Source organism: Salmonella sp. 32020114201800008SM (assembly GCF_017572025.1).
GTDB classification, from domain to species: domain Bacteria; phylum Pseudomonadota; class Gammaproteobacteria; order Enterobacterales; family Enterobacteriaceae; genus Salmonella; species Salmonella enterica.
In genome coordinates this window covers 410,267-436,969 of sequence record NZ_JAGEQM010000001.1, presented here as the reverse complement: position 1 = coordinate 436,969, position 26,703 = coordinate 410,267, and the positions used below count along the sequence as shown (strand labels likewise).

The following is a 26,703-nucleotide window of genomic DNA, read 5'->3' as shown; positions in this document are numbered from 1 at the left end:
TTTTATTCCTTACATCGCATTATGGGATGCAGGAAATTTACCCAACTGAGCTACTACCATACAAGTATATTGATGTAAAAAGCGCTGCCAGATCACAAAATGTTCTGGTCGCGCGGCAATGTTACGTACGTCCCCATCCGACGACGATAATCAGCATTCCACACAGCGCGATCAGCGCGCCGCACCAGTCATAAACCGTGAGCCGGACGCCATCGACAACACGTAACCACAGGAGCGCAGTACAGACATATACCCCACCGTAAGCCGCATAAACCCGCCCACTCGCCGCCGGATGCAAGGTCAAAAGCCAGACGAATAACGCAAGTGACGCAGCGGCGGGCAGAAGCCACCACACGCTGGCGCCGCGCTTAAGCCATAGCCAGGGAAGAAAACATCCAATGATTTCACAGAGGGCGGTGACAAAGAAAAGCAGAGTCGTCTTTAGCATGAGATTCATTTGGTTACGAAATGATAAGTGATAATACAACAGAATATCGTTACGGTTATCCGGCCATTCTTGTGTATATGCCAGGCATAAGGATTGGTGTAGAATTTACAGGTGGTTTACCGCTTTTTCCCCTCTAATGAAAGGATGTTGTGATGAACAATACGCTGAGCAAACGCCTGTGCCTGACGGCAATGCTTACGTTGGCGGCCGTTGTATATACTACTTCCGCATTCGCTGAAACCAGTAAACTGGTGATTGAATCGGGAGATAGCGCACAAAGTCGTCAGGAAGCGGCGATGGAAAAGGAACAATGGAACGACACTCGCAGTCTGCGCCAGAAAGTGAATACCCGCGCAGAAAAAGAGTGGGACAAAGCCGATGCCGCCTTTGATAACCGCGATAAATGCGAGCAAAGCGCCAACATCAACGCCTATTGGGAGCCCAATACGCTGCGGTGTCTGGATCGTCGTACAGGTCGCGTTATTACGCCCTGATGCAGGATAACTAAAAGGAAGTGTAAGGATACAGTATGACAAGTGACTACAAGGTCAGACTGCGCCCGCTTGAGCGTGAAGATTTACGATTTGTCCACCAGCTTGATAATAATGCCAGCGTTATGCGTTACTGGTTTGAAGAGCCGTATGAGGCTTTTGTCGAACTGTCGGATCTCTACGACAAACACATCCACGACCAAAGCGAACGGCGCTTTGTCGTCGAATGCGACGGTGAAAACGCCGGGCTGGTAGAACTGGTGGAAATTAACCATGTGCATCGGCGGGCGGAATTTCAGATTATTATCTCGCCGGAGTACCAGGGAAAAGGCCTGGCGTCACGCGCGGCCAAACTGGCGATGGATTACGGATTTACCGTACTCAATCTCTATAAATTGTATTTGATCGTCGATAAAGAGAATGAAAAAGCGATTCACATCTACCGTAAACTCGGGTTTAGAGTAGAAGGCGAGCTGATTCATGAGTTCTTCATTAACGGCGAATACCGTAACACCATCCGCATGTGTATCTTCCAGCAGCAGTATCTGGATGAACATAAAACGTCCGGTTCTACGCTCCTGAAACCCACCGCGCAGTAAACGCGGCGCGGTAGTCACGGAGAGTCGCACCGCGCCCGGTTTAGTAGTAATCGATACGATTTTTAATGGTGTAATGGTGGGACACTGCCGGCTTAACGCTCTCATCGACGATAACAAGCCGGCAGTCAACAGGGTTCGCGTACGCATCATATTCGCAGCTCTGTGTGACGTTGCCGACCTGTCGATCATCCACCCGGCTGACTGCCGTGTAATCCAGCTTTTTACGCGGGTCTGCGGAGGGTTTTGCCGTCACAGAGAGCGTATTCTGCGAGTTTATGGTTGTCTTACCTAGCGGATAGCCTTCGCTATCATAGCGATACTCGACTTTCATCTCTTTGCCCGTCGCCGATACCACAAAACCGTTGTCGTCCGTTTCCCAGGTCACGCCCGCCGAAGGCAACGCCGCCAGCTGGCACTTCCCCTGTAACTGCACCTTTTTTTCCAGCGTCTGAGCATCCCGGTAATAATTGGCATCCAGCACGAGCGCCAGCTCCGTATTATTCTCCAGATCGTGTAACTCAAGCGTATCAAAACAGCCTTCTTGTGAAAGCGTACCGGTGACCTGCTTCGCCACTTCGCCATTCTCACTCATCAATGTCTGGCTGAAATCCTTTACCGGACCACGTAATGGATCAAAATCAAATTCGTTCGAAAAACTGGCCATTTCCGGCGTAAAAGACTCAAGGGATTTCGGGTTATCACAACCTGCCAGTATCATGCACAATAACGTCAGTAAAAGGGGGTTCTTCACACGTATCACCAGGATGAAAAGATATTTATCATCATATTAGCAAATACAGTTATTTACACGAAAAATGCTAAGCTTAGAACATCGTCATTAATCACAGGAGTTCATGATGAAAATCGCAACTGCAATAGCCGCTCTGGCGTTAGTTAGCGCCCCCTCGCTGGTGATGGCGGCACCGGGATCGTGCGAGAGAGTAAAAAGCGATATTGAACAACGTATCATCAATAACGGCGTGCCGGCGGATAATTTTACGCTCACTATCGTTCCTAACGACCAGGCCGATCAGCCGGACTCACAGGTGGTGGGCCATTGCGCGAACGACACGCATAAAATTCTTTATACCCGCACCAGCAGCGGCAATGCGCCAGCCAATACCTCTCCCGCTCAGGACGGTTCATCCGCCGAACCGCAATAACCTCCTCCTGCCCTCCGGGTCCGGAGGGTAACGCTCTTTGACATGGATTAATAATCCTTACTCCCAAAGGGGTAAACTCATTACATCATTAGCATGTTAATAATTTCGCTATAGTCATTAATATATAGCGAAACGATAACGACAATGGAGTGAGTGATGCCCGGAGAAAAGCAACAAACAGGCGTTAGCCGCAGGACGTTAGTGAAATCAGCGGCGCTTGGCTCACTGGCGCTGGCTGCCGGAGGCGTATCTTTACCGTTTGGGATGCGTACCGCGGCCGCGGCGGTGCAGCAGGCCATGCGCAACGAAGAAGATAAAATCGTCTGGGGCGCCTGTTCGGTCAACTGCGGCAGTCGCTGCGCCCTGCGTCTGCATGTAAAAGATAATGAAGTCTGGTGGGTTGAAACTGATAATACTGGCGACGATGTCTACGGCAATCATCAGGTTCGCGCCTGTCTGCGGGGCCGTTCAATCCGTCGGCGCATTAACCATCCGGATCGCCTTAACTATCCCATGAAACGCGTTGGCCGCCGCGGCGAAGGCAAATTTGAACGCATTAGCTGGCAGGAAGCACTGGACACCATTAGCGCCAGCCTGAAAAAGACCGTAGAGACCTACGGCAATGAAGCCGTTTATATCCACTATTCATCCGGCATCGTAGGCGGCAACATAACCCGCTCGTCGCCTGCCGCCTCGCCGGTGAAGCGTTTGATGAACTGCTACGGCGGTTCGTTGAATCAATACGGCTCATACAGTACCGCGCAAATTTCTTGCGCCATGCCCTACACCTATGGCTCCAACGACGGCAACAGCACATCTGATATCGAAAACAGTAAACTGGTGGTCATGTTCGGCAATAATCCGGCTGAAACACGCATGAGCGGCGGCGGCATTACCTGGTTTCTGGAGCAAGCGCGTGAACGCTCAAATGCGCGCATGATCGTGATAGATCCGCGCTATACCGATACCGCTGCCGGACGTGAAGACGAGTGGATACCGATTCGCCCCGGCACCGACGCCGACGCCGCGCTGGTGGCGGGAATTGCCTGGGTATTAATTAACGAAAATCTCGTTGACCAGCCTTTTCTCGACAACTATTGCATCGGCTACGATGAAAAGACCCTTCCGGCTGACGCGCCCCCCAATGGCCATTATAAGGCTTATATTTTGGGCCAGGGCGAGGACGGTATCGCCAAAACGCCGCAGTGGGCATCACACATTACCGGCATCCCCGCCGATCGGATTATCAAACTGGCGCGCGAGATAGGCAGCGTCAAGCCGGCCTACATCTGTCAGGGTTGGGGCCCGCAGCGTCAGGCGAACGGCGAACAAACCGCTCGCGCCATCGCCATGTTACCGATTCTGACCGGCAACGTCGGCATTCATGGCGGTAATAGCGGCGCACGCGAATCCACTTACACCATTACCATTGAACGTCTGCCGGTCCTGGAGAATCCCGTTAAAACCGCTATCTCCTGCTTTAGCTGGACGGACGCCATTGCGCGCGGCCCGGAAATGACCGCCCTGCGCGACGGCGTACGCGGCAAAGATAAGCTGGATGTCCCGATCAAATTTCTATGGAACTACGCTGGCAACACCCTGATTAATCAGCATTCGGATATTAATAAAACCCATGAAATTCTTCAGGATGAAGCAAAATGCGAAATGATTGTGGTCATCGACAATTTTATGACCTCTTCCGCGAAGTACGCCGATATTTTACTGCCGGATCTCATGACCGTCGAACAGGAAGATATCATCCCCAATGATTACGCCGGCAATATGGGATATCTGATTTTTATCCAACCGGCGACGACGCCTAAGTTCGAGCGCAAGCCCATCTACTGGGTACTCAGCGAAATCGCCAGACGCCTCGGCGACGATGTGTATCAGCGGTTTACCGAAGGCCGTACCCAGGCGCAATGGCTGCAATATCTGTACGCCAAAATGCAGGCAAGAGATCCGGCATTGCCCGCGTATGACGATCTAAAAAAAATGGGCATCTATAAACGTAAAGATCCCAACGGCCATTTTGTCGCCTATAAAAAATTTCGTGAAGATCCGCAGGCCAATCCGTTAAAAACGCCGTCCGGTAAAATCGAAATCTACTCAAGCAAACTCGCTCACATCGCCAGTACCTGGGAGCTGGCGGAAGGCGACGTGATAAGCCCACTGCCGATTTATACCCCTACTTTTGAAGGATGGGACGATCCGAAGCGGAGCACCTTCCCGCTACAGCTGTTTGGCTTTCACTATAAATCCCGTACCCATTCAAGCTACGGCAATATTGATGTTCTGCAGGCCGCCTGTCGCCAGGAGGTGTGGATAAATCCGCTCGATGCGCAAAAACGCGGTATCGCGAATGGCGATAAGGTTCGCGTCTTTAACGATCGTGGAGAGGTGCGTCTACCCGCCAAAGTCACGCCGCGTATTCTGCCGGGCGTCAGCGCGATGGGTCAGGGCGCATGGCATAATGCGGATATGGCTGGCGATAAAATTGACCACGGCGCCTGCATCAATACGCTCACGACGCTGCGTCCTTCCCCCCTGGCAAAAGGGAATCCTCAACATACAAATCTGGTGGAAATCGAAAAAATCTAAGCCGCCTGCTCCGGGACGTTTTTACGCGCCCGGAGCTCCCCGTTTTGCGAACACAACAACATTTAAAACTCTTTTTTGGATGAGCATAGTGAGCTGTTATGAAAATCACCAACCCTGAGGCATTAATGGCGGCCAGTATCAGCCGACGAAGCCTGGTGAAAACCTCCGCTATCGGTAGCCTTGCGCTTGCCAGTAGCGCTTTCACCCTTCCGTTCTCCCGCATCGCCCACGCCGCAGCAGACCTCGCATCTGGCAATGTGGCAGAAAAAGCGGTCTGGAGTTCATGTACCGTTAACTGCGGCAGCCGCTGCCTGCTGCGCCTGCACGTAAAAGATGACACCGTATATTGGGTTGAGTCGGATACCACGGGCAACGATGAATATGGCAACCATCAGGTACGCGCCTGCCTGCGCGGTCGTTCTATTCGTCGCCGGATGAATCATCCCGATCGCCTGAAATATCCGATGAAACGCGTTGGTAAACGAGGAGAAGGCAAATTCGAACGTATCAGTTGGGATGAAGCGTTGGATACCATCGGCGATAACCTGAAACGTATCCTCAAGGACTACGGCAACGAAGCGGTACATGTCCTTTACGGTACCGGCGTGGACGGCGGCAATATTACCAATTCTAACGTACCGTATCGCCTGATGAACGCCTGCGGCGGCTATCTCAGCCGTTACGGTAGCTACAGCACCGCCCAAATCAGCGCGGCCATGAGCTATATGTTCGGCGGCAACGACGGCAATAGTCCGGATGATATCGCCAATACAAAACTGGTGGTGATGTTTGGCAATAACCCCGCGGAAACACGTATGAGCGGCGGCGGCGTGACATACTATGTCGAACAAGCGCGCGAGCGCTCCAACGCCCGGATGATCGTCATTGACCCGCGTTATAACGACACTGCCGCCGGCCGCGAAGACGAGTGGCTGCCGATTCGCCCTGGTACCGATGGCGCGCTGGCGGCGGCAATCGCCTGGGTGCTGATTACCGAAGATCTTATTGATAAACCGTTTCTGGATAAATACTGCATCGGCTACGACGAAACCACTCTGCCCGCCTCGGCCCCGCGTAACGCGCACTATAAAGCCTATATTTTGGGTCAGGGCGACGACGGTATTGCTAAAACGCCGCAATGGGCCGCGCAGATTACCAGTATTCCGGCGGAAAAAATCATTCAACTGGCGCGGGAAATCGGCTCGGCGAAACCGGCTTACATTTGCCAGGGCTGGGGACCGCAACGCCACTCTAACGGGGAGCAGACCGCACGCGCAATCGCCATGCTGTCTGTACTCACCGGTAACGTCGGCATAAATGGCGGTAATTCCGGCGTGCGCGAAGGCACCTGGGATCTGGGCGTCGAATGGTTTTCTATGCTGGAGAACCCGGTAAAAACCCAGATTTCGGTCTTTACCTGGACCGACGCTATCGATCATGGCGCGGAAATGACCGCCACACGCGACGGCGTGCGGGGAAAAGACAAGCTCGACGTGCCGATCAAATTTTTGTGGTGCTACGCCAGTAATACGCTGATCAATCAGCATGGCGATATCGCCCACACCCACGAGGTGCTTCAGGACGACAGTAAATGTGAAATGATCGTCGGTATCGAGCACTTTATGACCGCGTCGGCAAAATATTGCGACATTCTGCTGCCTGATTTAATGCCGACCGAGCAGGAAGATCTGATTTCCCACGAATCCGCAGGCAATATGGGCTATGTCATTCTTGGTCAGCCCGCCACCTCGCCGAAATTTGAAAGAAAGCCCATTTACTGGACGCTCAGTGAAGTGGCTAAACGGCTTGGTCCGGACGTATACCAGACCTTCACAGAAGGCCGCACGCAGCATGAGTGGGTCAAATACCTGCACGCAAAAACCAAAGCGCGTAACCCGGAAATGCCGGATTACGAAGAGATGAAACAGACAGGGATTTTCAAGAAAAAATGCCCGGAGGAGCACTACGTCGCTTTCCGCGCCTTCCGCGAAGACCCTGCCGCCAACCCACTGAAAACGCCGTCCGGTAAAATCGAAATCTATTCCGAGCGTCTGGCAACCCTCGCCAACACGTGGGAGCTGAAGAAAGATGAGATTATCCATCCTTTACCCGCCTATACGCCAGGCTTTGACGGTTGGGACGATCCGCTTCGTCAGCGCTACCCGCTACAGCTAACCGGCTTCCACTATAAAGCGCGTACCCACTCCAGCTACGGCAATATCGACATCCTGCAACAGGCGTGTCCGCAGGAGATCTGGATCAACCCGATTGATGCGCAAACGCGCGGCATTCAGCACGGCGACACCGTGCGGGTCTTTAACCAGAACGGACAGATGCTCATTCCGGCAAAAGTCACGCCGCGCATATTGCCTGGCGTCACCGCTATCGGCCAGGGCGCTTGGTTAAATGCCGATATGTTTGGCGACAAAATCGATCGCGGCGGCTCCATTAACATTCTGACGTCGCACCGGCCTTCCCCACTGGCGAAAGGTAATCCGTCACACAGTAATCTTGTTCAGGTTGAAAAGGCGTAAGGAGTAACCGATGACAACCCAGTATGGATTTTTTATTGATTCCAGTCGTTGCACCGGTTGCAAAACCTGCGAACTGGCCTGCAAGGACTACAAAGATTTGACCCCGGATGTCAGCTTCCGCCGCATTTATGAGTATGCGGGCGGTGACTGGCAGGAGGATAACGGCGTCTGGCACCAGAACGTGTTTGCCTATTATCTCTCCATTTCATGCAACCACTGCGAAGACCCGGCCTGTACCAAAGTCTGCCCGAGCGGCGCGATGCACAAGCGCGATGACGGTTTTGTGGTGGTGAACGAAGAGGTCTGTATCGGCTGCCGCTACTGCCACATGGCCTGCCCGTACGGCGCGCCGCAATACAACGCCGCCAAAGGTCATATGACCAAGTGCGACGGCTGTTATGACCGGGTGGCGGAAGGCAAAAAGCCGATTTGCGTCGAATCCTGCCCGCTGCGGGCGCTGGATTTCGGCCCGATAGACGAACTGCGTAAAAAACACGGTGAGCTGGCTGCCGTCGCGCCGTTGCCGCGCGCGCATTTCACGAAGCCGAATATTGTGATTAAACCCAACGCCAACAGCCGCCCGACCGGGGACACTACCGGTTATCTGGCCAATCCGAAGGAGGTATAAGATGGGAAGTGGATGGCATGAATGGCCGTTGATGATCTTCACGGTCTTTGGTCAGTGCGTGGTCGGCGCGTTAATCGTTAGCGGACTGGGCTGGCTGACGGCAAAAGACGATACCATCGCCCGTCAGCGCATCGTGCGCAGCATGTTTTTTCTGTGGCTGGTGATGGGACTGGGATTCCTCGCGTCGATTATGCATCTCGGCTCGCCGATGCGCGCGTTTAACTCGCTTAACCGCGTAGGCGCTTCCGCACTGAGTAATGAAATCGCCGCAGGATCGGTGTTCTTTGCCGTAGGCGGCATCTGGTGGCTGGTGGCGGTACTCGGTAAAATGCCCCCGGCGCTGGGTAAAGTGTGGCTGCTGGTCAGTATGGCGCTCGGCGTTGCATTCATCTGGGCAATGACGCTCGTTTATCAGATAGATACCGTGCCAACCTGGTATAATGGCTACACCACGCTGGCCTTTTTCCTCACGGCATTCCTGTGCGGCCCGGTGTTTGCGGCGCTACTGCTACGCATCGCGCGCGTCCCATTTTGCAGCGTGACGTTTGCCAGTATTAGCGGCCTGGCATTGGTGGTGTGCGTGGCGGTCATCGTACTACAAGGACTGTCTCTCTCAACCATTCACAGTTCCGTGCAACAGGCCAGCCATCTCGCACCGGATTACGGTATGCTACAGGTCTGGCGCATTGTCTTGCTTGCTGCCGGATTAGGCTGCTGGCTATGTCCGCTAATCCGTCGCCGCGAACCGCATACCGTTGGTTTGCTGCTCGGTGTCGTGCTGGTGCTGGCAGGCGAAATTATTGGCCGCGGACTTTTTTATGGCCTGCATATGACCGTAGGTATGGCCGTCGCAGGTTAATTTATGCGTGCGGGGCGACCCGCACCTTTCGGGATTGTTTGAATGACTACTTTTTTACAACGTGATGATTTTGCAGTAACGGCGCGTGTTCTTGGCGCGTTGTTTTATTATTCGCCGGAAAGCCACGAAACCGCTCCCCTGGTCCAGGCGCTATTAAACGACGACTGGCAGGCGCAGTGGCCGCTTGATGCCGAGGCGCTTGCGCCTGTGGCGGCTATGTTTAAGACCCACAGCGAAGAGTCGTTGCCACAGGCCTGGCAGCGTCTGTTTATCGGCCCTTACGCTCTGCCGTCTCCGCCGTGGGGTTCCGTCTGGCTGGATCGTGAGAGCGTATTATTTGGCGATTCTACGCTGGCGCTACGTCAGTGGATGCGCGAAAACGGGATTCAGTTTGAAATGCAACAAAACGAGCCAGAAGATCATTTTGGGTCGCTGTTGCTGCTGGCGGCCTGGCTTGCCGAGAATGATCGTCATCATGAATGCGAACAACTCCTGGCCTGGCATCTGTTTCCGTGGTCGTCCCGCTTTCTGGACGTATTTATCGATCATGCCGGGCATCCGTTTTATCAGGCGTTGGGGCAACTGGCGCGTCTGACGCTGGCGCAATGGCAAGCTCAACTTATTATTCCCGTCGCTGTAAAACCGTTATTCCGTTAATCCCCGCAAAAGGCAGGATTTTACCTGCCTTTTCTCTCATTGCGGCCTATTTTTATCCATAAAAAGTGACAACGTCACACCACGCTTCTATTTTTAAGATAATTCTTTATCGTGAATGTTCACCCTAAGCCGCATAAGGGCAAAGCATAATTGTTAATAGATGTTTAATAGTGTTAAACATCACGCTTCGCTGGAATCCTTCCCAACCTGTTGCTATAGCTCAAAGCACCCTGCCGGAACATGGCATAACAACACGCGACTCTTAACGTCGCCATAACACATGCAAACAGGGAGACACACCGCAATGCACACCCTCACCCTAAAACGCGTACTTGGGTTCACTATCGTCATTTTGCTGTTACTGGCGCTGTTTATCTGGGGAATCGGTCTGGAGACGCTGAAAGCGCGTCAGGTCGATCTGCTGTATCTCGGACAACGGCATTTGATGCTGGTATTTACGTCCATGTTTTTTGCTTTACTGGTCGGTATCCCGAGCGGGATTTTACTCAGCCGTCCTGCGGCAAAGGGATTTGCTGAATATGTCATGCAAATCTTTAATGTTGGTAATACCTTGCCGCCGCTGGCCGTCCTGGCCTTAGCGATGGTGATTATCGGGATCGGCGATACGCCCGCCATTGTCGCGCTATTTCTGGCCTCCCTTCTGCCTATCGTCCGCAATACCTATGCGGGCCTCTGTTCCGTTCCCGCCTCACTGATTGAAGCGGCGAACGGGATTGGGATGACAAAATGGCAGCGGCTTCGCCAGGTAGAGCTACCTAATGCGTGGCCAGTGATGCTGTCCGGTATTCGCATCGCGACCGCCATCAATGTCGGCACCGCGCCGCTGGCCTTTCTGATCGGCGCCAGCAGCTACGGCGAGCTGATTTTCCCGGGAATTTATCTCAACGATTTTCCGACGTTGATCCTCGGCGCAACGGCCACGGCGTTATTCGCGCTGATTCTTGACACTCTGCTTGCCTGGTTTGGGCGACGTCTTAGCCCTCATACCGTCTGAACGCATAAATAACAATAAGGAGCGTTAAATGAGATTCAAAAAACACCTGTTGGGATGGCTTGCCGCAACGCTGTTGTTCAGTAGCCAGACGCAGGCCGCGCCGCTGGTTCTCGCCACCAAAAGCTTTACCGAGCAGCATATTCTTTCCGCTATGACCGTTCAGTATTTGCAGAAGAAAGGCTTTCAGGTTCAGCCGCAAACCAATATCGCCGCGGTGATTTCACGTAATGCGATGGTGAATAAACAAATTGATATTACCTGGGAATACACCGGTACATCGCTGATTATTTTCAACCGTATCGATAAGCGCATGAGTCCACAGGAAACCTACGACACGGTAAAACGCCTGGATGCGAAGCTGGGCCTGGTATGGCTCAAACCGGCTGACATGAACAATACTTACGCGTTCGCGATGCAGCGCAAACGCGCCGAGTCGGAAAATATCACCACCATCTCGCAAATGGTGGCAAAAATTGAACAGGTCCGGCAGAACGATCCTGACCACAACTGGATGCTCGGTCTCGATCTGGAATTTGCCGGGCGCAGCGACGGGATGAAGCCCCTTCAGCAAGCCTACCAGATGCAGCTTGATCGCCCGCAAATACGACAGATGGACCCAGGGCTGGTCTATAACGCCGTTCGGGATGGGCTGGTTGACGCCGGGCTGGTCTATACCACCGACGGACGGGTGAAAGGGTTTGATCTGAAAGTGCTGGAAGATGATAAAGGCTTCTTTCCAAGTTACGCTGTCACGCCCGTGGTGCGTAAAGAGGTGCTGGAGGCCAATCCTGGCCTTGATGACGCCTTAAACACCCTTTCCGGCCTGCTCAATAACGATGTGATATCGACCCTAAACGCCCAGGTCGATATCGAGCATCGCACGCCGCAACAGGTAGCCCATCAATTTTTGCAGGACAAAGGTCTGCTGTAAGGAGCGCCTATGGATACGATACATTATATGCTGGATAACGCAGGCTATCTCGCCAGCCTTACCTTTCAGCATCTCTGGCTGGTCGCGCTGGCCGTCGGTCTGGCGATTATCATCGGCGTACCGTTAGGCGTTTTGATTGTACGCCACAAATGGCTGGCAACGCCGGTATTGGGCGCCGCCACGCTACTTCTTACCATTCCGTCTATCGCGCTGTTTGGATTAATGATCCCGCTCTTTTCGCTGATCGGGCATGGTATTGGCGTTCTGCCCGCCGTGACGGCCGTTTTTCTCTACTCTTTACTGCCGATTGTCCGTAATACCCATACTGCGCTTGATAGTTTGCCGCCCGGTCTGCGTGAAGCGGGACGCGGCATCGGTATGACTTTCTGGCAACGGCTGCGCTGGGTCGAAATCCCAATGGCCCTACCGGTTATTTTCGGGGGTATCCGCACCGCGGTAGTGATGAATATCGGCGTGATGGCGATTGCCGCGGTTATCGGCGCTGGTGGTCTGGGGCTGCTACTGTTAAACGGCATTAGCGGCAGCGATATTCGCATGTTAATTGCCGGCGCGCTGATGATCTGTCTACTGGCGATTGTGCTTGACTGGCTGTTGCATCGTCTGCAAGTCGTACTGACACCTAAGGGGATACGATAATGATAAAACTGGAAAATCTCACCAAACAATTTGTACAGAAAAAGGGTCAGCCGCTAAAAGCCGTCGACAACGTCAACCTGAACGTGCCGGAAGGCGAAATGTGCGTCTTACTCGGTCCCTCCGGCTGCGGCAAAACCACCACGTTAAAGATGATCAACCGGCTGATCGCGCCCAGCAGCGGTAATATTCTTATCAACGGCGAGAATACCAACGATATGGATACGGTAACGCTACGCCGCAATATTGGGTATGTTATCCAGCAGATCGGCCTGTTTCCTAATATGACGATTGAAGAAAATATTACCGTTGTGCCGCGCATGTTGGGTTGGGACAAAGCGCGCTGCAAGCAACGCGCCGAAGAGTTGATGGACATGGTGGCGTTGGATGCCAGAAAATTTCTGCATCGCTATCCAAAGGAGATGTCCGGGGGACAGCAGCAGCGCATTGGCGTGATCCGCGCTCTGGCCGCCGATCCGCCGGTACTGCTGATGGATGAGCCCTTCGGCGCGGTGGACCCCATTAACCGCGAAGTGATCCAGAACCAGTTTCTGGATATGCAGCGTAAGCTAAAAAAGACCGTGATGCTGGTCAGCCATGATATCGACGAAGCGCTAAAACTCGGCGACCGTATCGCCGTGTTCCGTCAGGGGCGAATTGTACAGTGCGCCAGTCCTGATGAACTGCTGGCCAAACCGGCTAACGAGTTTGTCGGGTCGTTTGTCGGTCAGGACAGAACGTTAAAGCGTTTGCTACTGGTCTCCGCGGGCGATGTTACCGACCAACAGCCAACCATTACCGCGCGGCCTTCCACGCCGTTAAGCGAGGCATTCGGCATTATGGATGATCACGATATTCGCGCCATTACCGTCATTGACAACGACGGTAAGCCACTGGGATTTGTGAAGCGCCGGGAAGCGCGGAACGCCAGCGGAATCTGCGCCGATATCACCCATCCTTTCCGTATTACGGGCAAAGCGGAAGATAACCTGCGTATTGTGCTGTCCAGATTGTACGAAAGTAATACCAGCTGGATGCCGATCGTTGATGAAGACGGACGCTATAACGGTGAAATCTCTCAGGATTACATCGCCGATTATCTCAGCTCAGGCCGCACGCGTCGGGCGCTAAATATTCACGAAAGCAGCTAACGTTGCCGCCGGATGGCCTCTCGCTATCCGGCAGTATCATTATTGTACGCAATATTATATCGCACATAGTGCTTTTGCGTCTGACGCCATTTCCCCGCAGAATAGGCTATCCTGAAACTCCCTGTTTACCCGCTCATGCATCGTTTACACGCTTACCCGGATCTGCGCGCGATGTTTCGTCGCCTGCTGATCGCTACGCTCATCGGTATTCTCGCGGCGCTGGCTGTCGCCGCCTTCCGTCATGCGATGCAATTGCTGGAGTGGATTTTCCTGAGTAATGACACCGGCAGTCTGGTGAATGCGGCTGAGGGGCTTTCGCCCTGGCGACGGCTGATTACGCCAGCGCTTGGCGGCCTGGCCGCTGGTCTGTTGCTGTGGGGGGGGCAAAAAATGAACCAACAGCGCCCCCATGCGCCCACTGACTATATGGAAGCATTGCAAACCGACGGGCAATTTGACGTTGGCGCCAGTCTGGTGAAATCGCTGGCCTCGCTGCTGGTCGTGGTCAGCGGCAGCGCAATTGGTCGCGAAGGCGCAATGATCCTCCTCGCCGCGCTGGCGGCATCCAGCTTTGCCCGACGCTTCACGCCGCGTGAGGAATGGAAATTATGGATCGCCAGCGGCGCCGCTGCGGGCATGGCGGGCGCTTACCATGCGCCGCTGGCGGGCAGCCTGTTTATCGCGGAAATCCTGTTCGGTACCTTAATGCTGGCTTCCCTCGGCCCGGTTGTCGTTTCCGCCGTCGTCGCCCTGCTAACCACCCATCTATTAAACGGTAGCGATTCACTACTCTATACCGTACATCTGACCGTTGATCTCCACGCGCGGGAGTACGTCATGATAGTCAGTACCGGCCTGGTCGCCGGTCTGTGCGGCCCATTGCTGATGTGGCTGATGACGGCCAGCCATAATAGTTTCTTACGCTTAAAACTGTCCCCGCCCTGGCAACTGGCGCTGGGCGGGCTTATTGTCGGATTACTGTCGTTACTCACGCCCACGGTATGGGGAAACGGCTATAGCGTCGTACAATCATTTCTGCTCTCCCCGCCGCTATTCTCGCTGATTGGCGGAATTTTTGCGTGCAAAATCCTGGCTGTGCTCGCCAGCAGCGGGTCTGGCGCGCCGGGCGGCGTCTTTACGCCAACATTATTTGTCGGATTATCAATTGGAATGTTTCTGGGTCGGATATGGGGATTCTGGCTGCCAGGCTCGGATGAAATAGCGATTTTATTGGGGCTGGCGGGTATGGCGACGCTACTGGCGGCGACAACCCATGCGCCGATAATGTCCACCCTGATGATTTGTGAAATGACCGGCGAGTATCAGTTACTCCCCGGTCTGCTGATTGCCTGTGTAGTCGCGTCAGTGCTCTCGCGAACGTTACGCCATGATTCTATCTACCGCCAGCACGCTGCCGAGCATTGACAAACGAATATACTGCCCCAGCTCACGCTGCTCGGCGCGCGGCAGGTACGGTAACTCGCCAATCAGCGGCGCTGGCAGTTTTTTCCCAAGCACATCAATAATTTCAGCATAATGCGCCAGGCCAGGATTGATACGATTCGCCACCCAGCCAATTAAGGGCAGTCCATCATTAGCGACAGCTTGCGCAGTCAGTAGCGCATGATTAATGCACCCCTCCTGAATCCCTACCACCATCAATACCGGTAACTGTTCCTGTACCACCCATTCGGACAATGGGCGTAAATCATTCATCAAACTACGCCAGCCACCAGTGCCCTCCACAACAACGTGGTCCACTTTATCGCTCAGGCTCGCCAGACCGTTGGACAGCAAGGTGTAATTTATAGGACAGCTATGCGCGACGCTGCTTTCCTCTTCGCTTAACGCGATCGGATTAATCGCCTCATACGGCAACTCCAGCGAAGAGACGCTTTGCAATACCAGCGCGTCTTTGTTGCGCATCCCTTCTGGAGTCTCTTTGCTCCCTTTAGCGACAGGTTTATACCCTGCAACGCTCTTACCACCCGACGCTAACGCTTGTAGTAATGCGCGGGAAACCACCGTCTTCCCAACAGAAGTGTCTGTACCTGTAATAAAGAAACGCTTCAGCATCACTAACTCCACCGTTATGCTTCGAAAATATAAGCCAGGAAAATAATACAGTGGAGAAAGTCTAAGATATGGCAAGGGCAATCAGCTTGAGTTAGCGCAAATTTTTGTACAACAGTTAAAAAATGTTAACCCTGTAATAGACGAATCAACAAAGAGCCGTTATACATCGCGTCTTTTACCAACGCCGCCCCGGCCATCGTACCCTGGTTGGTAAACTGCGTGCTTTCCACAACCGTATTCCTGCTGTAGGCGGGCAGCGCCTGTTGACGGATACTGTCAGCAATGGCTGGAAAAAGGATATCAGCCGCTTTACTTAGCGGCGAACCAATAAGAATTTTTTGCGGATTAAATAAATTCACCATGATAGCCAGAATGCGTCCGACATGCGCGCCAACGCCGCTAATAATATCTTTTGCTAATAGATCTCCCTGCATCGCCGCCTGACACAGTGAATCTACCGTTAACGGCTGGCCGTGCAACATTGAACTCATCGACTGATTAAGCCGAAGCTGCGTAAGTTCCAGCACGCTATCGACGCTGGCGATGGTCTCCAGACAGCCATGATTACCGCAATAACAGCGCTTACCATAAGGATCGACCTGGGTATGCCCAATCTCTACCAGACTGCTACTACCCGCATGAAGCAAATGACCGTCGGTGATAACGCCCGCCCCCACATTATGATCAATCACCACCTGGATAACGTCGCGCGCGCCGCGTGAGGCGCCAAAAAGCGCCTCTGCCATCGTCCAGGCGCTAATATCATGCTGAATGTAAACCGGTACGCCGGTGTGCCGCTCCAGCGCATCTCCCAAAGGCATCTCTTTGACATCTTCGTAATACGGCATCCGGTGCACAACGCCGTTTTCGGTATCGATAATGCCCGGTAACGTAATGGCAATGGAGGTCAGACGCTCCAGTTTCTGCTGATGGCGGGTAAAAAACCGATCAACGTGCGTAATAATTCGCTCAAGCAACGGCGTAGCTTCGTTTAACGGCAGCGCCAGACACTCTTCTACCACCAGTTTGCTGCTAAGATCGCGCAGTGCAAGGAAAATTTCGCCACGGCTAATACGAATAGATAAATAGTGCCAGGCTTCCGTTTCCACCATCAGCCCGACGGCGGGGCGTCCACGACTGCCCGCTTCTTTAATTTCAAGTTCCTGAACCAAATGCGCTTCCAGCATTTCGCGAACAATTTTCGTAATACTGGCAGGCGCTAACTGCGCCAGACGAGACAGGTCAATTCGCGATACCGGTCCGAGCTGATCAATCAGGCGATACACTGCGCCAGCATTGGTCTGCTTAATTTGATCGATATGCCCAGGCTGACTATCAGCAACCACCGCTCACTCCCTTTATTTTCGCGCTCCGAAATAATCTGTGTGCTATGGTGAAACACTTCAATACTCGCCGTCAACTTTTTGCTTAGCCGTGTGATTAACTGCACATTTTCACCCTTTTTAAGCGTAATTAATCCTGTCGGGCAGCCAGTAATAGCAGTTGGCAAAACCGCTGTACGGCATGACTCTGTTCATGATGCTTCGGCCATACCAGCCACATTTCAGATACGGCGTCCTCTTCTGCCAGGGGAACCCAGCGCATCTCGCTCATCTGTACACGCTTAAAGGATGCCGGCAGAATCGAGACACCCAGTCCCGCCGCCACCAGACCGATAATGGTCATTGCCTCGCCAACCTCCTGCGTGATGGTCGGCGACAGGTTATAGCGCCGCATCAAGCCGAGAATATCGTCGTAGAGGCCCGTCCCGACATGTGGATCGAAAAAGACGAAAGGTTCTTCCGCCAGTTCTGTCAGACTGACGACCGGCTTTTGCGCCAGCCGATGTTCGCGCGGGATCATGGCCATAAGCGGCTCATGCAAAATCACCTCACGATTAAGTGTGTCGGGCAGCGGCGTATTCCGCAGCAAGCCAATATCCAGTACGCCTTCGTTGAGCGGCGCGATTTGCTCACGCGTATTCATTTCACGCGTTTGCATATGCACTCCCGGATAGGACTGGCGGAACAGCGAAAAGGTATGCGATACCGCCCGAATAAAAGGCGCTGAAGACGTAAAGCCAATACGGATTTCACCCGCTTCGCCCTGATGCAACCGCTCGGCGCGAGCGGCGGCGTCGTTTACCAGACTCAGGATGTGTCGGCTATCCACCAGAAACTGTCGCCCGGCGGCGGTTAACGCTACGCTGCGGTTAGTCCGCGCCAGTAATCGCGCGCCGACCTGCTGCTCCAGAATTTGTATCTGCTGACTCAGCGGCGGCTGCGAGATATTGAGGCGCGCGGCGGCGCGACCAAAATGTAGCTCTTCTGCTACCGCCACAAAGTAACGTAAATGACGTAATTCGATATTCATATTTTTAACGTCTTATTTGAGACAATTAATATATTAGACAGAATATTTTGCTTTTTCTATGCTTTACATGTCGGTTATACCCGTCTCCTGTTGACGGAGATGTAAAGCAAGGATTTAACGTGAGTCGTACAACTATTCTCGATGACGCCACGGCGAGCGATATCGATGAACAACGCCATTCTCAGCCGGTTCAATTTATTAAACGCGGTACAGCGCCTTTCATGCGCGTCACGCTGGCCCTTTTTTCCGCGGGCCTGGCGACTTTTGCGCTCCTTTATTGCGTTCAGCCTATACTACCGGTACTTTCCCAGGAGTTTGGCGTCTCCCCCGCCAGCAGCAGCGTTTCACTTTCTATTTCTACCGCCATGCTGGCTATCGGCTTACTTTTTACCGGCCCGCTTTCTGATGCGATAGGCCGTAAACCGGTGATGGTCACCGCCTTGTTATTAGCCTCCTGCTGCACATTGTTATCAACCATGATGACCAGCTGGCATGGTATTCTGATTATGCGCGCGCTGATCGGTCTGTCGTTAAGCGGCGTCGCCGCGGTGGGAATGACCTACCTGAGCGAAGAAATCCATCCCAGCTTTGTCGCTTTCTCTATGGGGCTCTACATTAGCGGTAATTCCATCGGCGGAATGAGCGGACGTTTATTAAGCGGCGTCATGACCGACTTTTTTAACTGGCGCATCGCGCTGGCGGCCATCGGATGCTTTGCGCTGGCGTCCGCGCTGATGTTCTGGAAGATTTTACCCGCCTCGCAACATTTCCGTCCCACGTCGCTACGGCCTAAAACGCTATTTATTAATTTTCGTCTCCACTGGCGCGATCGGGGGCTACCTCTGCTGTTTGCGGAAGGCTTTTTACTGATGGGCGCGTTCGTCACCCTGTTTAACTACATTGGCTATCGCCTGATGCTCTCCCCCTGGGAATTAAGCCAGGCCGTGGTCGGACTGTTATCCGTAGCCTATCTCACCGGCACATGGAGCTCGCCGAAAGCTGGCGCAATGACCTCACGCTATGGCCGGGGGCCAGTGATGCTGTTCTCTACCGCAGTAATGCTGGGCGGGCTTTTACTGACGCTTTTTACCTCGCTTTGGCTGATTTTTGCCGGGATGCTGCTTTTTTCCGCCGGCTTTTTCGCCGCGCACTCCGTGGCCAGTAGTTGGATTGGCCCGCGTGCGCGCCGGGCGAAGGGACAGGCCTCGTCACTTTATCTTTTCAGCTATTATCTGGGGTCCAGTATCGCCGGGACGCTAGGCGGCGTATTCTGGCATAGTTACGGCTGGAACGGCGTAGGTGGTTTTATCGCGCTAATGCTGGTGCTGGCCATCCTGGTCGGGACGCGGTTACATCATCGTCTTCACGCCTGAAAAGAAATAATCCGGCGATAGCAACGTGCGCTATCGCCGGGCTGGTTTCACGCCACGACTCACTGTTCACCATAGACCTGTCAGGCTTGATACGCCCATAACTTCTCTGATTGCATCCAGCGCCAGAAGCGTAAATACCACCCAGATTATCGGATTCATATACGGTGTGCCTGTTATTCTGGAGGGCGGATATTACCGACTCTGCGACCAAAATAACGGCCGGTAACGTAAAGCTACCTATTATGGTGGGGGCTTACATCGCGTTACCGGGGGATTGTACATAGCGTTACATGCCGAAACCAATCACTCACGGAAGCCTTTTGATAACAGCGATATAGTCATTTCACCGGCCCCGCAGTGGGGTTGAATGAAAACCAAATTGAGGGTATCAAAATGAAAAAAGTATTAACTCTGGTTGTTGCCGCTGCAATGGGTCTCTCTTCCGCTGCATTCGCGGCTGAGACTGCAACGCCTGCGAAAACCGCAGCGCCTGCCAAAACAACCCAGAACACCCAGCACCACAAAAAACAGCATAAAAAAACCGTTGAGCAAAAAGCGCAGGCGGCTAAAAAGCACCAGAAAAAAGGTGGTAAAGCGCCAGCCAAAACCACGTCAAAACCAACTACTCAACCGGCTGCGTAAGTCGTAACATGCTGCGGCGCGCCCCCGCGCCCGTTTTTACGGCGCTAAATTATTCTGGTTTAGCGCCGCCTTCCGGGAGGGCAAAAAAGTGTCTCGCTACCGCTTTGAGCTCATTCTTATCGTGCTTATTTTATGCGCCGCTATTGCCACGCATTTCTATCTTTCCTGAGTGTAGTTATCTGATTTTACTCCCACTTTCTTACCGTCACGTCTATAGTAGTACTGAGGGTTTGTTGTTAATAATCATAATTACCCACCAGAGTGTGATATGCATAAAACCATTGCTGTATTACTGGGCATAGTGTGTTTTTTACCGGTTATGGCGAAAGCCAGGGGGGCTGAAACAGACGCCACGGATGCCAGCGACGTTAAAACGCTTTTTTTTAACCATGACGATCGGGTGCCCGTCGCCGATCCTACCCAATCGCCGTGGGATGCCATCGGGCAACTAGAGACCGCCAGCGGTAATTTGTGTACGGCAACGCTTATCTCCCCGCATATCGCCCTGACAGCAGGTCACTGCCTGCTAACGCCACCGAAAGGAAAACCAGACAAGGCGGTTGCGCTGCGTTTTGTGGCGCGAAAAGGAGTATGGCGCTATGAAATCCACGGCATTGAAGGCCGCGTTGAACCGTCGCTGGGCCGACGCCTGAAAGCGGATGGCGATGGCTGGATTGTGCCGCCTGCCGCGGCAAGCTGGGATTTTGGTCTGGTAATATTGCGCTACCCACCTTCCGGTATCACGCCAGTGCCTTTATTTACCGGCGATAAAGCGGCGCTCACTGCGGCGTTGAAAGCCGCAGACCGAAAAGTCACGCAGTCCGGTTATCCGGAAGATCATCTGAATGCGCTCTATTCCCATCAGGATTGCGTCGTGACCGGCTGGGCGCAGAATGCCGTACTCTCACACCAGTGCGACACGTTACCTGGCGACAGCGGCTCGCCGCTCTTATTGCACACGGATAGCGGATGGCAGCTCATTGGCGTACAAAGCTCCGCCCCTGCGGCTAAAGATCGCTGGCGCGCCGATAACCGCGCTATATCCGTCACCGGCTTTCGCGATAAGCTGAAAGCTCTGGCGCAGGATTAATGCGGGAATCGCTGCCTGAACCGACAGGCAGCGATCGTCTCAGGCAAATTTGATCATGACCATTCCGGCGAGCAGCAATATCACGCCAACCCAGCCTTTGGGGTTTAAGCGCTGGCCGAAGAGCACCCAGCCCGCCGCCAGCGTGGCGGCAATACCAAAACCGCCCCATAACGCATACGCCACCGACAGGTCTATCCCTTTTACCGCCTGGGAAAGCGCGCTGAAGGCGGCCAGAACAGCGGCAAGCGATAAGATGCCATAGCATTTACGACGAAAGCCGTCCGAAAATTTCAACAGTACGTTAGCCGCGATTTCCAGCATTATTGCCAGCCCAAGCCAGGCGCCGTGTATCCATTCAAATTGTTGCACGAGTCGCCTCCTTCACCGGTTTGCCGGGTTTACGCGTCCCTGATTTGATCAATACTATGCCGGCGACCAGCGTCAGCAAGCCGGCAATCTTCATGGTTGATAATGCTTCATCAAATAGCAGCACGCTAAAAATGGTAATAAATAAAATGCCGATCCCTTCCCATAAGGCATACGCTACACCCAGGGCAATCTTTTTTACCGCAAAAGAAAGAAATATATATGACAGCGTGATCATCACCAGCATTAAAATAAAACCCGCATTGCCATTACCCACGCTAGCCCATTTCATTGAGAGCGTGCCGGTAATTTCAGTCGCGATAGCCAGAGCTAATAAAATCCAGTAAAACATGACACTTCTCCTGCATGAGAATATACTCTTTCGAGTCTGCTGCACGCAGCAAACTAAAAAATAAAATCAGTTAGCACAGCGCATTGCGCCAGCTCAGGCAGAAGTGAGAGACTAAAGTGCGTTACGCCAGTGCTGCTCGCCGATAAGCAGGAAAAAGGAGGTAGAGTGAAGATGCGTTTGCGTGGAGAAAAAAGCGCTGAACATATTGTCCATAATATTACAATTATCCGCAGTGTTGCTTCTCGTCATCGCGGATGATAATTGTCCTCGGTAGTTGAACACGCCTGATTTGTATCATAAGCCAGGAATTAACTCAAAATATTTTCACTTCTTTACCTGAAGTGTTTGATTTTAACCAGAACAGGTCGACCGACATCACATTATTATTCGTGTCGGCATCAGAAAACAGGGACTGATATGGCAAAACCGATCATCACGCTCAATGGTCTAAAAATCGTCATTATGCTGGGAATGCTGGTAGTTATTCTGAGCGGTATCCGCTTCGCCGCAGATATCATTGTTCCCTTTATTTTGGCGTTATTTATTGCAGTCGTTCTCAATCCCGTTGTGCAACGGATGACCCGATGCCGAATTCCGCGCGTTATCGCAGTATCATTGCTCATTGTGATTATTGTTATGTTAATGGTACTGCTACTGGCCTATTTGGGAACATCATTAAATGAACTGGCTCGTACCCTACCGCAGTATCGCTCCTCATTGGTGATACCGTTGCAACGTATTGAACCGTGGTTACAGCGAGCAGGCATTGGCGTGTCGGTTGATGAGCTGGCGAAATATATCGATCCAAACGCCGCCATGACTCTGGTAACGAACCTGCTCACCCAGCTGTCCAATGCTATGTCGTCCATCTTTTTATTGTTATTGACCGTGGTATTTATGCTGCTGGAGGTTCCACAGCTGCCTGAAAAACTGCAGCAGATGATGAGCCGTCCGGTGGAGGGCATGGCGGCAATTCAACGCGCGCTTGATAGCGTTTCCCATTATCTGGTGTTAAAAACAGCGATCAGTATCGTGACGGGGCTGGTCGCATGGGGAATGCTGGCCGTGCTGGATGTCCGCTTCGCCTTTGTCTGGGGTCTACTGGCCTTCGCGCTGAACTATATTCCTAATATTGGATCGGTGCTCGCTGCCCTGCCGCCCATTATTCAGGTGCTGGTATTTAACGGGTTTTATGATGCGCTGCTGGTGCTGGCAGGCTATCTGCTGATTAATCTGGTCTTCGGCAATATCCTTGAGCCACGAATTATGGGACGTGGTTTAGGCCTTTCAACCTTAGTGGTATTTTTGTCGTTAATTTTCTGGGGCTGGCTATTAGGTCCGGTGGGCATGTTGCTCTCCGTTCCGTTAACCATCATTGTCAAAATCGCCCTCGAACAGACCACTGGCGGGCAGAGTATCGCCGTTCTGCTTAGCGATTTAAACAAAAGATAAAATGCAATACATACACAAAATCATTCAAGATGCCTCGCGGCGGCAAGGGAAGAAATCCCCGGGAGCATAGATAACGATGTGACCGGGGTTTCTGAGCGCAGCCAACAAAGAGGCAGCTTAAAGGATGAAGTGTATAAAAACGGCCTCCGAAGAGGCCGCCGCACGTTTAAAAGATTAAAGCGCTTTCAGAATTGCATCCACGCTGGCTTTGGCATCGCCAAACAGCATTTGCGTATTCTCTTTAAAGAACAGCGGGTTCTGCACACCAGCATAACCAGTATTCATTGAACGCTTAAAGACCACGACATTCTGTGCTTTCCACACTTCGAGAACCGGCATACCGGCGATCGGGCTGCGGGGATCGTCTTGCGCCGCCGGGTTCACCGTATCGTTCGCGCCAATCACCAGCACGGTATCGGTATCGGCGAAATCATCATTGATTTCGTCCATTTCCAGCACGATGTCATAAGGCACTTTCGCCTCTGCCAACAGCACGTTCATATGCCCCGGCAGGCGACCCGCCACCGGATGAATGCCGAAACGCACGTTGATACCGCGCGCACGCAGTTTTTCGGTGATTTCCGCCACCGGATACTGCGCCTGCGCCACCGCCATCCCGTACCCCGGCGTAATAATGACGGAGTGGGAGTTTTTCAGCATCTCAGCGGTCTCTTCCGCCGTGATTTCGCGATGTTCGCCAGCTTCCTGATCGTCGCCCGTTGAGGAGCCGTCAGTACCGAACCCACCAGCAATAACGCTGATGAAAGAGCGGTTCATCGCTTTACACATAATGTAAGACAGGATCGCGCCTGACGAACCGACCAGCGCGCCGGTCACAATCAGCAAATCGTTGCTCAACATGAAGCCAGCCGCCGCGGCAGCCCAACCGGAATAGGAGTTCAGCATTGAAACAACCACCGGCATGTCCGCCCCGCCGATAGAGGCGACCAGATGCCAACCAAACGCCAGCGCGATAATGGTCATCAGCAGCAGCGCCAGAACCTGTAGACCCACGCTTTCGGTGCGGACAAAAACCAGCAGCAACAGGAAAGAAACAACCAGCGCCGCCAGGTTCATTTTGTGACGGTTAGGCAACATCAACGGCTTAGAAGAGATTTTGCCGCGCAGTTTACCAAACGCTACGATCGATCCAGTGAAAGTGACTGCGCCAATAAAGATACCGAGGAAGACTTCGGTCAGATGAATATTCACCAGCACCGGCGCCAGACTGGCGTCATGGTACAGATAGCTGTTAAAGCCAACCAGTACCGCCGCCAGGCCCACGAAACTGTGCAGAATCGCGACCAGCTCCGGCATCTCGGTCATCTCAACTTTTTTCGCCATGCGGATGCCAATCGCGCCGCCAATAATCATGGCGACCAGAATCCATGCCACGTTGCCGGTATCCGGCCCGAAAATGGTCGCCAGCAACGCGATCGCCATCCCGGCAATACCGAAGTTATTCCCCTGGCGGGACGTTTCATGCTTTGAAAGCCCGGCAAGACTGAAAATAAACAGGATCGCGGCAACAATGTATGCAGCTGTAACTAATCCTCCAGACATGTGTTACCCCTTAGTTTTTCCGGAACATTTTCAGCATACGCTGAGTCACGGTGAAGCCACCGAAAATATTAATGCTGGCGATAAGCACCGCGATAAAGCTCAGGAAGCTGACCCAGCCGCCCTGACCAATTTGCAATAATGCCCCGACAACAATAATCCCTGAAATTGCGTTGGTCACCGACATTAATGGCGTATGAAGCGCATGAGACACGTTCCACACCACGTAATAACCAACCACGCAGGCGAGCGCAAACACGGTAAAATGGCCGAGGAACTCTTTTGGCGCGACATCGGCCAGCCAACCAAAAAGAATGATCGCCAGCGCCATTAACGCATACTTCCGCCAGGGTGAAGCGGGCTTTTCCGGCTCTTTTGGCGCAGGTGCTGCTTTAGGCGCGGCTTGTGGCTGCGCGGAAACCTGGATTGGCGGCGCAGGCCAGGTAATGTCGCCGTCGCGAATCACCGTCACGCCACGGATCACGACATCGTCAAAATCCACGTCAATATTGCCGTCTTTCTCTTTGCACAGCAGCTTCAGCAGGTTAACCAGGTTGGTGCCATAAAGCTGGGATGACTGCGTCGGCAAACGCCCCGGTAGATCGGTGTAGCCAATCACTTTCACGCCATTGTCCGTCGTCACAACCTGATTAGCGACGGTATATTCGCAGTTACCGCCGTTCTGCGCGGCCAGGTCGACAATCACGCTGCCAGCCTTCATAGAATCGACCATATCGCGGGTAATCAGCTTCGGCGCAGGTTTGCCCGGAATCAACGCGGTGGTAACAATGATATCGACTTCTTTGGCCTGGGCGGCAAAGAGCGCCATTTCCGCTTTGATAAACGCCTCGGACATCACTTTGGCGTAACCATCGCCGCTACCGGCTTCCTCTTTAAAATCCAGTTCGAGGAACTCAGCCCCCATACTCTGGACCTGCTCTTTGACTTCAGGACGAGTGTCAAACGCGCGGACAATCGCCCCCAGGCTGTTTGCCGCGCCGATAGCCGCAAGACCGGCTACGCCCGCGCCAATCACCATCACCTTCGCCGGCGGCACTTTCCCGGCGGCGGTGATTTGGCCGGTAAAGAAGCGCCCAAATTCATGCGCGGCCTCTACAATGGCGCGATAACCCGCGATATTCGCCATTGAGCTTAACGCGTCGAGCGACTGCGCGCGGGAAATACGCGGCACGGAGTCCATCGCCATCACCGTGACCTTACGTTCGGCAAGTTTCTCCATTAACCCAGGATTTTGCGCAGGCCAGATAAAACTGACCAGCGTAGTCCCGGGGTTCAGTAAAGCGATTTCATCTTCTTCAGGCGCATTAACCTTGAGAATAATTTCCGACTGCCAGATAGCATTGCCGTCTACAATATCCGCGCCAGCCTGCGCAAACGCTTTGTCGTCAAAACTTGCCAGTTGACCCGCCCCGCTTTCGATAGCGACGCTAAACCCCAGCTTCAGTAGCTGCTCTACCGTTTTCGGCGTCGCAGCGACACGGGTTTCATTGGGTAACCGCTCTTTTGGTATGCCAATTCGCATAAATGTTCCCTTCCATCGGTATTTTTGATGATGGTTTGTCAGTAAGCGCGAGAAGCGTACGCCTGCCCGCGTTTGAGGTAAATGTTACCCCAGCAGAATAAAACCGTTACAAACTCTCTATAACCTACTGAAAATAACGCCTGTG

Annotated in this window: 27 protein-coding genes; 17 read left to right on the top strand and 10 right to left on the bottom strand. The window is 53.1% G+C overall.

Going from position 1 to position 26,703, the window contains the following annotated elements; genetic code table 11:
* Positions 1-121: 121 nt before the first annotated feature.
* Positions 122-448 carry a YnfA family protein gene (locus J4613_RS02250; protein WP_000921389.1) on the bottom strand — a complete coding sequence of 109 codons (327 nt, stop codon included), beginning with the start codon at positions 446-448 and terminating at the stop codon, positions 122-124.
* Between the two features lie 152 nt (positions 449-600).
* Here J4613_RS02250 and J4613_RS02245 point away from each other — a divergent pair, with 152 nt between their 5' ends.
* Both J4613_RS02245 and speG read left to right on the top strand, forming a co-directional pair.
* The gene (locus tag J4613_RS02245; protein ID WP_001066440.1) at positions 601-942 is read left to right on the top strand and encodes a DUF1283 family protein; all 342 of its coding nucleotides are present in this window, start codon (positions 601-603) and stop codon (positions 940-942) included.
* A 35-nt stretch (positions 943-977) separates the two neighbouring features.
* On the top strand, positions 978-1,538 hold the full coding sequence (gene speG, locus J4613_RS02240; protein ID WP_000199997.1) for a spermidine N1-acetyltransferase: 561 nt from the start codon (positions 978-980) through the stop codon (positions 1,536-1,538).
* A gap of 40 nt (positions 1,539-1,578) precedes the next feature.
* Here speG and J4613_RS02235 read toward each other — a convergent pair whose 3' ends face one another.
* A complete protein-coding gene (locus J4613_RS02235) occupies positions 1,579-2,289 on the bottom strand; it encodes a YnfC family lipoprotein (RefSeq protein WP_111742358.1) in 711 nt (236 codons plus the stop codon).
* A gap of 103 nt (positions 2,290-2,392) precedes the next feature.
* Here J4613_RS02235 and J4613_RS02230 point away from each other — a divergent pair, with 103 nt between their 5' ends.
* From J4613_RS02230 to clcB, 11 genes are all read left to right on the top strand, one after another.
* On the top strand, positions 2,393-2,701 hold the full coding sequence (locus tag J4613_RS02230) for a DUF1161 domain-containing protein (RefSeq protein WP_000975516.1): 309 nt from the start codon (positions 2,393-2,395) through the stop codon (positions 2,699-2,701).
* A gap of 156 nt (positions 2,702-2,857) precedes the next feature.
* Positions 2,858-5,302: a selenate/tellurate reductase subunit YnfE gene (gene ynfE / locus J4613_RS02225; RefSeq protein WP_111742359.1), complete on the top strand. Its 2,445-nt coding sequence runs from the start codon at positions 2,858-2,860 to the stop codon at positions 5,300-5,302.
* Between the two features lie 98 nt (positions 5,303-5,400).
* On the top strand, positions 5,401-7,836 hold the full coding sequence (gene ynfF, locus J4613_RS02220) for a selenate/tellurate reductase subunit YnfF (protein ID WP_208293642.1): 2,436 nt from the start codon (positions 5,401-5,403) through the stop codon (positions 7,834-7,836).
* Between the two features lie 10 nt (positions 7,837-7,846).
* Positions 7,847-8,464 (top strand): dimethylsulfoxide reductase iron-sulfur subunit DmsB, encoded by a 618-nt coding sequence (gene dmsB / locus J4613_RS02215; protein WP_000213069.1) that lies wholly within the window; start codon positions 7,847-7,849, stop codon positions 8,462-8,464.
* 1 nt (position 8,465) lies between these two features.
* The gene (locus J4613_RS02210; protein WP_000534698.1) at positions 8,466-9,323 is read left to right on the top strand and encodes a dimethyl sulfoxide reductase anchor subunit family protein; all 858 of its coding nucleotides are present in this window, start codon (positions 8,466-8,468) and stop codon (positions 9,321-9,323) included.
* Between the two features lie 42 nt (positions 9,324-9,365).
* Positions 9,366-9,980, top strand: a complete 615-nt coding sequence (dmsD, locus tag J4613_RS02205; RefSeq protein WP_000206561.1) for a Tat proofreading chaperone DmsD — start codon at positions 9,366-9,368, stop codon at positions 9,978-9,980.
* A gap of 304 nt (positions 9,981-10,284) precedes the next feature.
* Positions 10,285-10,995, top strand: a complete 711-nt coding sequence (gene osmY, locus J4613_RS02200) for an osmoprotectant ABC transporter permease OsmY (RefSeq protein ID WP_000557304.1) — start codon at positions 10,285-10,287, stop codon at positions 10,993-10,995.
* A 28-nt stretch (positions 10,996-11,023) separates the two neighbouring features.
* Positions 11,024-11,926, top strand: coding sequence for an osmoprotectant ABC transporter substrate-binding protein OsmX (gene osmX, locus J4613_RS02195; RefSeq protein WP_001211193.1), 903 nt, complete (start codon positions 11,024-11,026; stop codon positions 11,924-11,926).
* A 9-nt stretch (positions 11,927-11,935) separates the two neighbouring features.
* Complete coding sequence (gene osmW, locus J4613_RS02190; protein ID WP_000379677.1) at positions 11,936-12,583, top strand: osmoprotectant ABC transporter permease OsmW; 648 nt, start codon at positions 11,936-11,938, stop codon at positions 12,581-12,583.
* Complete coding sequence (gene osmV, locus J4613_RS02185) at positions 12,583-13,731, top strand: osmoprotectant ABC transporter ATP-binding protein OsmV (RefSeq protein ID WP_000593093.1); 1,149 nt, start codon at positions 12,583-12,585, stop codon at positions 13,729-13,731. Before osmW ends, osmV begins: the two co-directional genes overlap by 1 nt.
* A 135-nt stretch (positions 13,732-13,866) precedes the next feature.
* Positions 13,867-15,156, top strand: coding sequence for a voltage-gated ClC-type chloride channel ClcB (gene clcB, locus J4613_RS02180; protein WP_111742360.1), 1,290 nt, complete (start codon positions 13,867-13,869; stop codon positions 15,154-15,156).
* Here the strand turns inward: clcB and bioD are convergent.
* The 3 genes from bioD to J4613_RS02165 all read right to left on the bottom strand — a co-directional run bounded on the left by bioD (position 15,112) and on the right by J4613_RS02165 (position 18,180).
* Positions 15,112-15,807, bottom strand: a complete 696-nt coding sequence (gene bioD / locus J4613_RS02175) for a dethiobiotin synthase (RefSeq protein ID WP_000919210.1) — start codon at positions 15,805-15,807, stop codon at positions 15,112-15,114. The genes clcB and bioD overlap by 45 nt on opposite strands.
* Positions 15,808-15,932: 125 nt before the next feature.
* Entirely contained in the window at positions 15,933-17,153 is a 1,221-nt protein-coding gene (gene mlc / locus J4613_RS02170) for a sugar metabolism global transcriptional regulator Mlc (RefSeq protein WP_000225087.1), read from the bottom strand.
* A gap of 127 nt (positions 17,154-17,280) precedes the next feature.
* Positions 17,281-18,180: a LysR family transcriptional regulator gene (locus J4613_RS02165; protein ID WP_001624166.1), complete on the bottom strand. Its 900-nt coding sequence runs from the start codon at positions 18,178-18,180 to the stop codon at positions 17,281-17,283.
* Between the two features lie 119 nt (positions 18,181-18,299).
* Here J4613_RS02165 and J4613_RS02160 point away from each other — a divergent pair, with 119 nt between their 5' ends.
* Positions 18,300-19,553, top strand: coding sequence for an MFS transporter (locus tag J4613_RS02160; protein WP_000091796.1), 1,254 nt, complete (start codon positions 18,300-18,302; stop codon positions 19,551-19,553).
* A gap of 66 nt (positions 19,554-19,619) precedes the next feature.
* Here the strand turns inward: J4613_RS02160 and J4613_RS22535 are convergent, their stop codons facing one another.
* On the bottom strand, positions 19,620-19,712 hold the full coding sequence (locus J4613_RS22535; protein ID WP_001068154.1) for a hypothetical protein: 93 nt from the start codon (positions 19,710-19,712) through the stop codon (positions 19,620-19,622).
* A gap of 234 nt (positions 19,713-19,946) precedes the next feature.
* Between J4613_RS22535 and asr the strand changes: the two genes are divergently transcribed.
* Complete coding sequence (asr, locus tag J4613_RS02155) at positions 19,947-20,195, top strand: acid resistance repetitive basic protein Asr (protein WP_023244447.1); 249 nt, start codon at positions 19,947-19,949, stop codon at positions 20,193-20,195.
* A gap of 268 nt (positions 20,196-20,463) precedes the next feature.
* On the top strand, positions 20,464-21,285 hold the full coding sequence (locus J4613_RS02150) for a serine protease (RefSeq protein ID WP_000549649.1): 822 nt from the start codon (positions 20,464-20,466) through the stop codon (positions 21,283-21,285).
* A gap of 39 nt (positions 21,286-21,324) precedes the next feature.
* Here J4613_RS02150 and mdtI read toward each other — a convergent pair whose 3' ends face one another.
* Both mdtI and mdtJ read right to left on the bottom strand, forming a co-directional pair.
* Positions 21,325-21,654, bottom strand: coding sequence for a multidrug/spermidine efflux SMR transporter subunit MdtI (mdtI, locus tag J4613_RS02145; protein WP_001183821.1), 330 nt, complete (start codon positions 21,652-21,654; stop codon positions 21,325-21,327).
* Positions 21,641-22,003: a multidrug/spermidine efflux SMR transporter subunit MdtJ gene (mdtJ, locus tag J4613_RS02140; protein ID WP_000500278.1), complete on the bottom strand. Its 363-nt coding sequence runs from the start codon at positions 22,001-22,003 to the stop codon at positions 21,641-21,643. The genes mdtI and mdtJ overlap by 14 nt, the downstream gene beginning before the upstream one ends.
* Positions 22,004-22,420: 417 nt before the next feature.
* On the opposite strand from mdtJ, the gene J4613_RS02135 reads away from it, so the two are divergent.
* Positions 22,421-23,455, top strand: a complete 1,035-nt coding sequence (locus J4613_RS02135; RefSeq protein ID WP_001118272.1) for an AI-2E family transporter — start codon at positions 22,421-22,423, stop codon at positions 23,453-23,455.
* Positions 23,456-23,629: 174 nt separating this feature from the next.
* On the opposite strand, the gene pntB is transcribed toward J4613_RS02135, so the two are convergent.
* Together pntB and pntA are read right to left on the bottom strand one after the other, a co-directional pair.
* Complete coding sequence (pntB, locus tag J4613_RS02130; RefSeq protein WP_000014056.1) at positions 23,630-25,018, bottom strand: Re/Si-specific NAD(P)(+) transhydrogenase subunit beta; 1,389 nt, start codon at positions 25,016-25,018, stop codon at positions 23,630-23,632.
* 10 nt (positions 25,019-25,028) lie between these two features.
* The gene (gene pntA, locus J4613_RS02125; RefSeq protein WP_001219354.1) at positions 25,029-26,558 is read right to left on the bottom strand and encodes a Re/Si-specific NAD(P)(+) transhydrogenase subunit alpha; all 1,530 of its coding nucleotides are present in this window, start codon (positions 26,556-26,558) and stop codon (positions 25,029-25,031) included.
* Positions 26,559-26,703 lie beyond the last annotated feature (145 nt).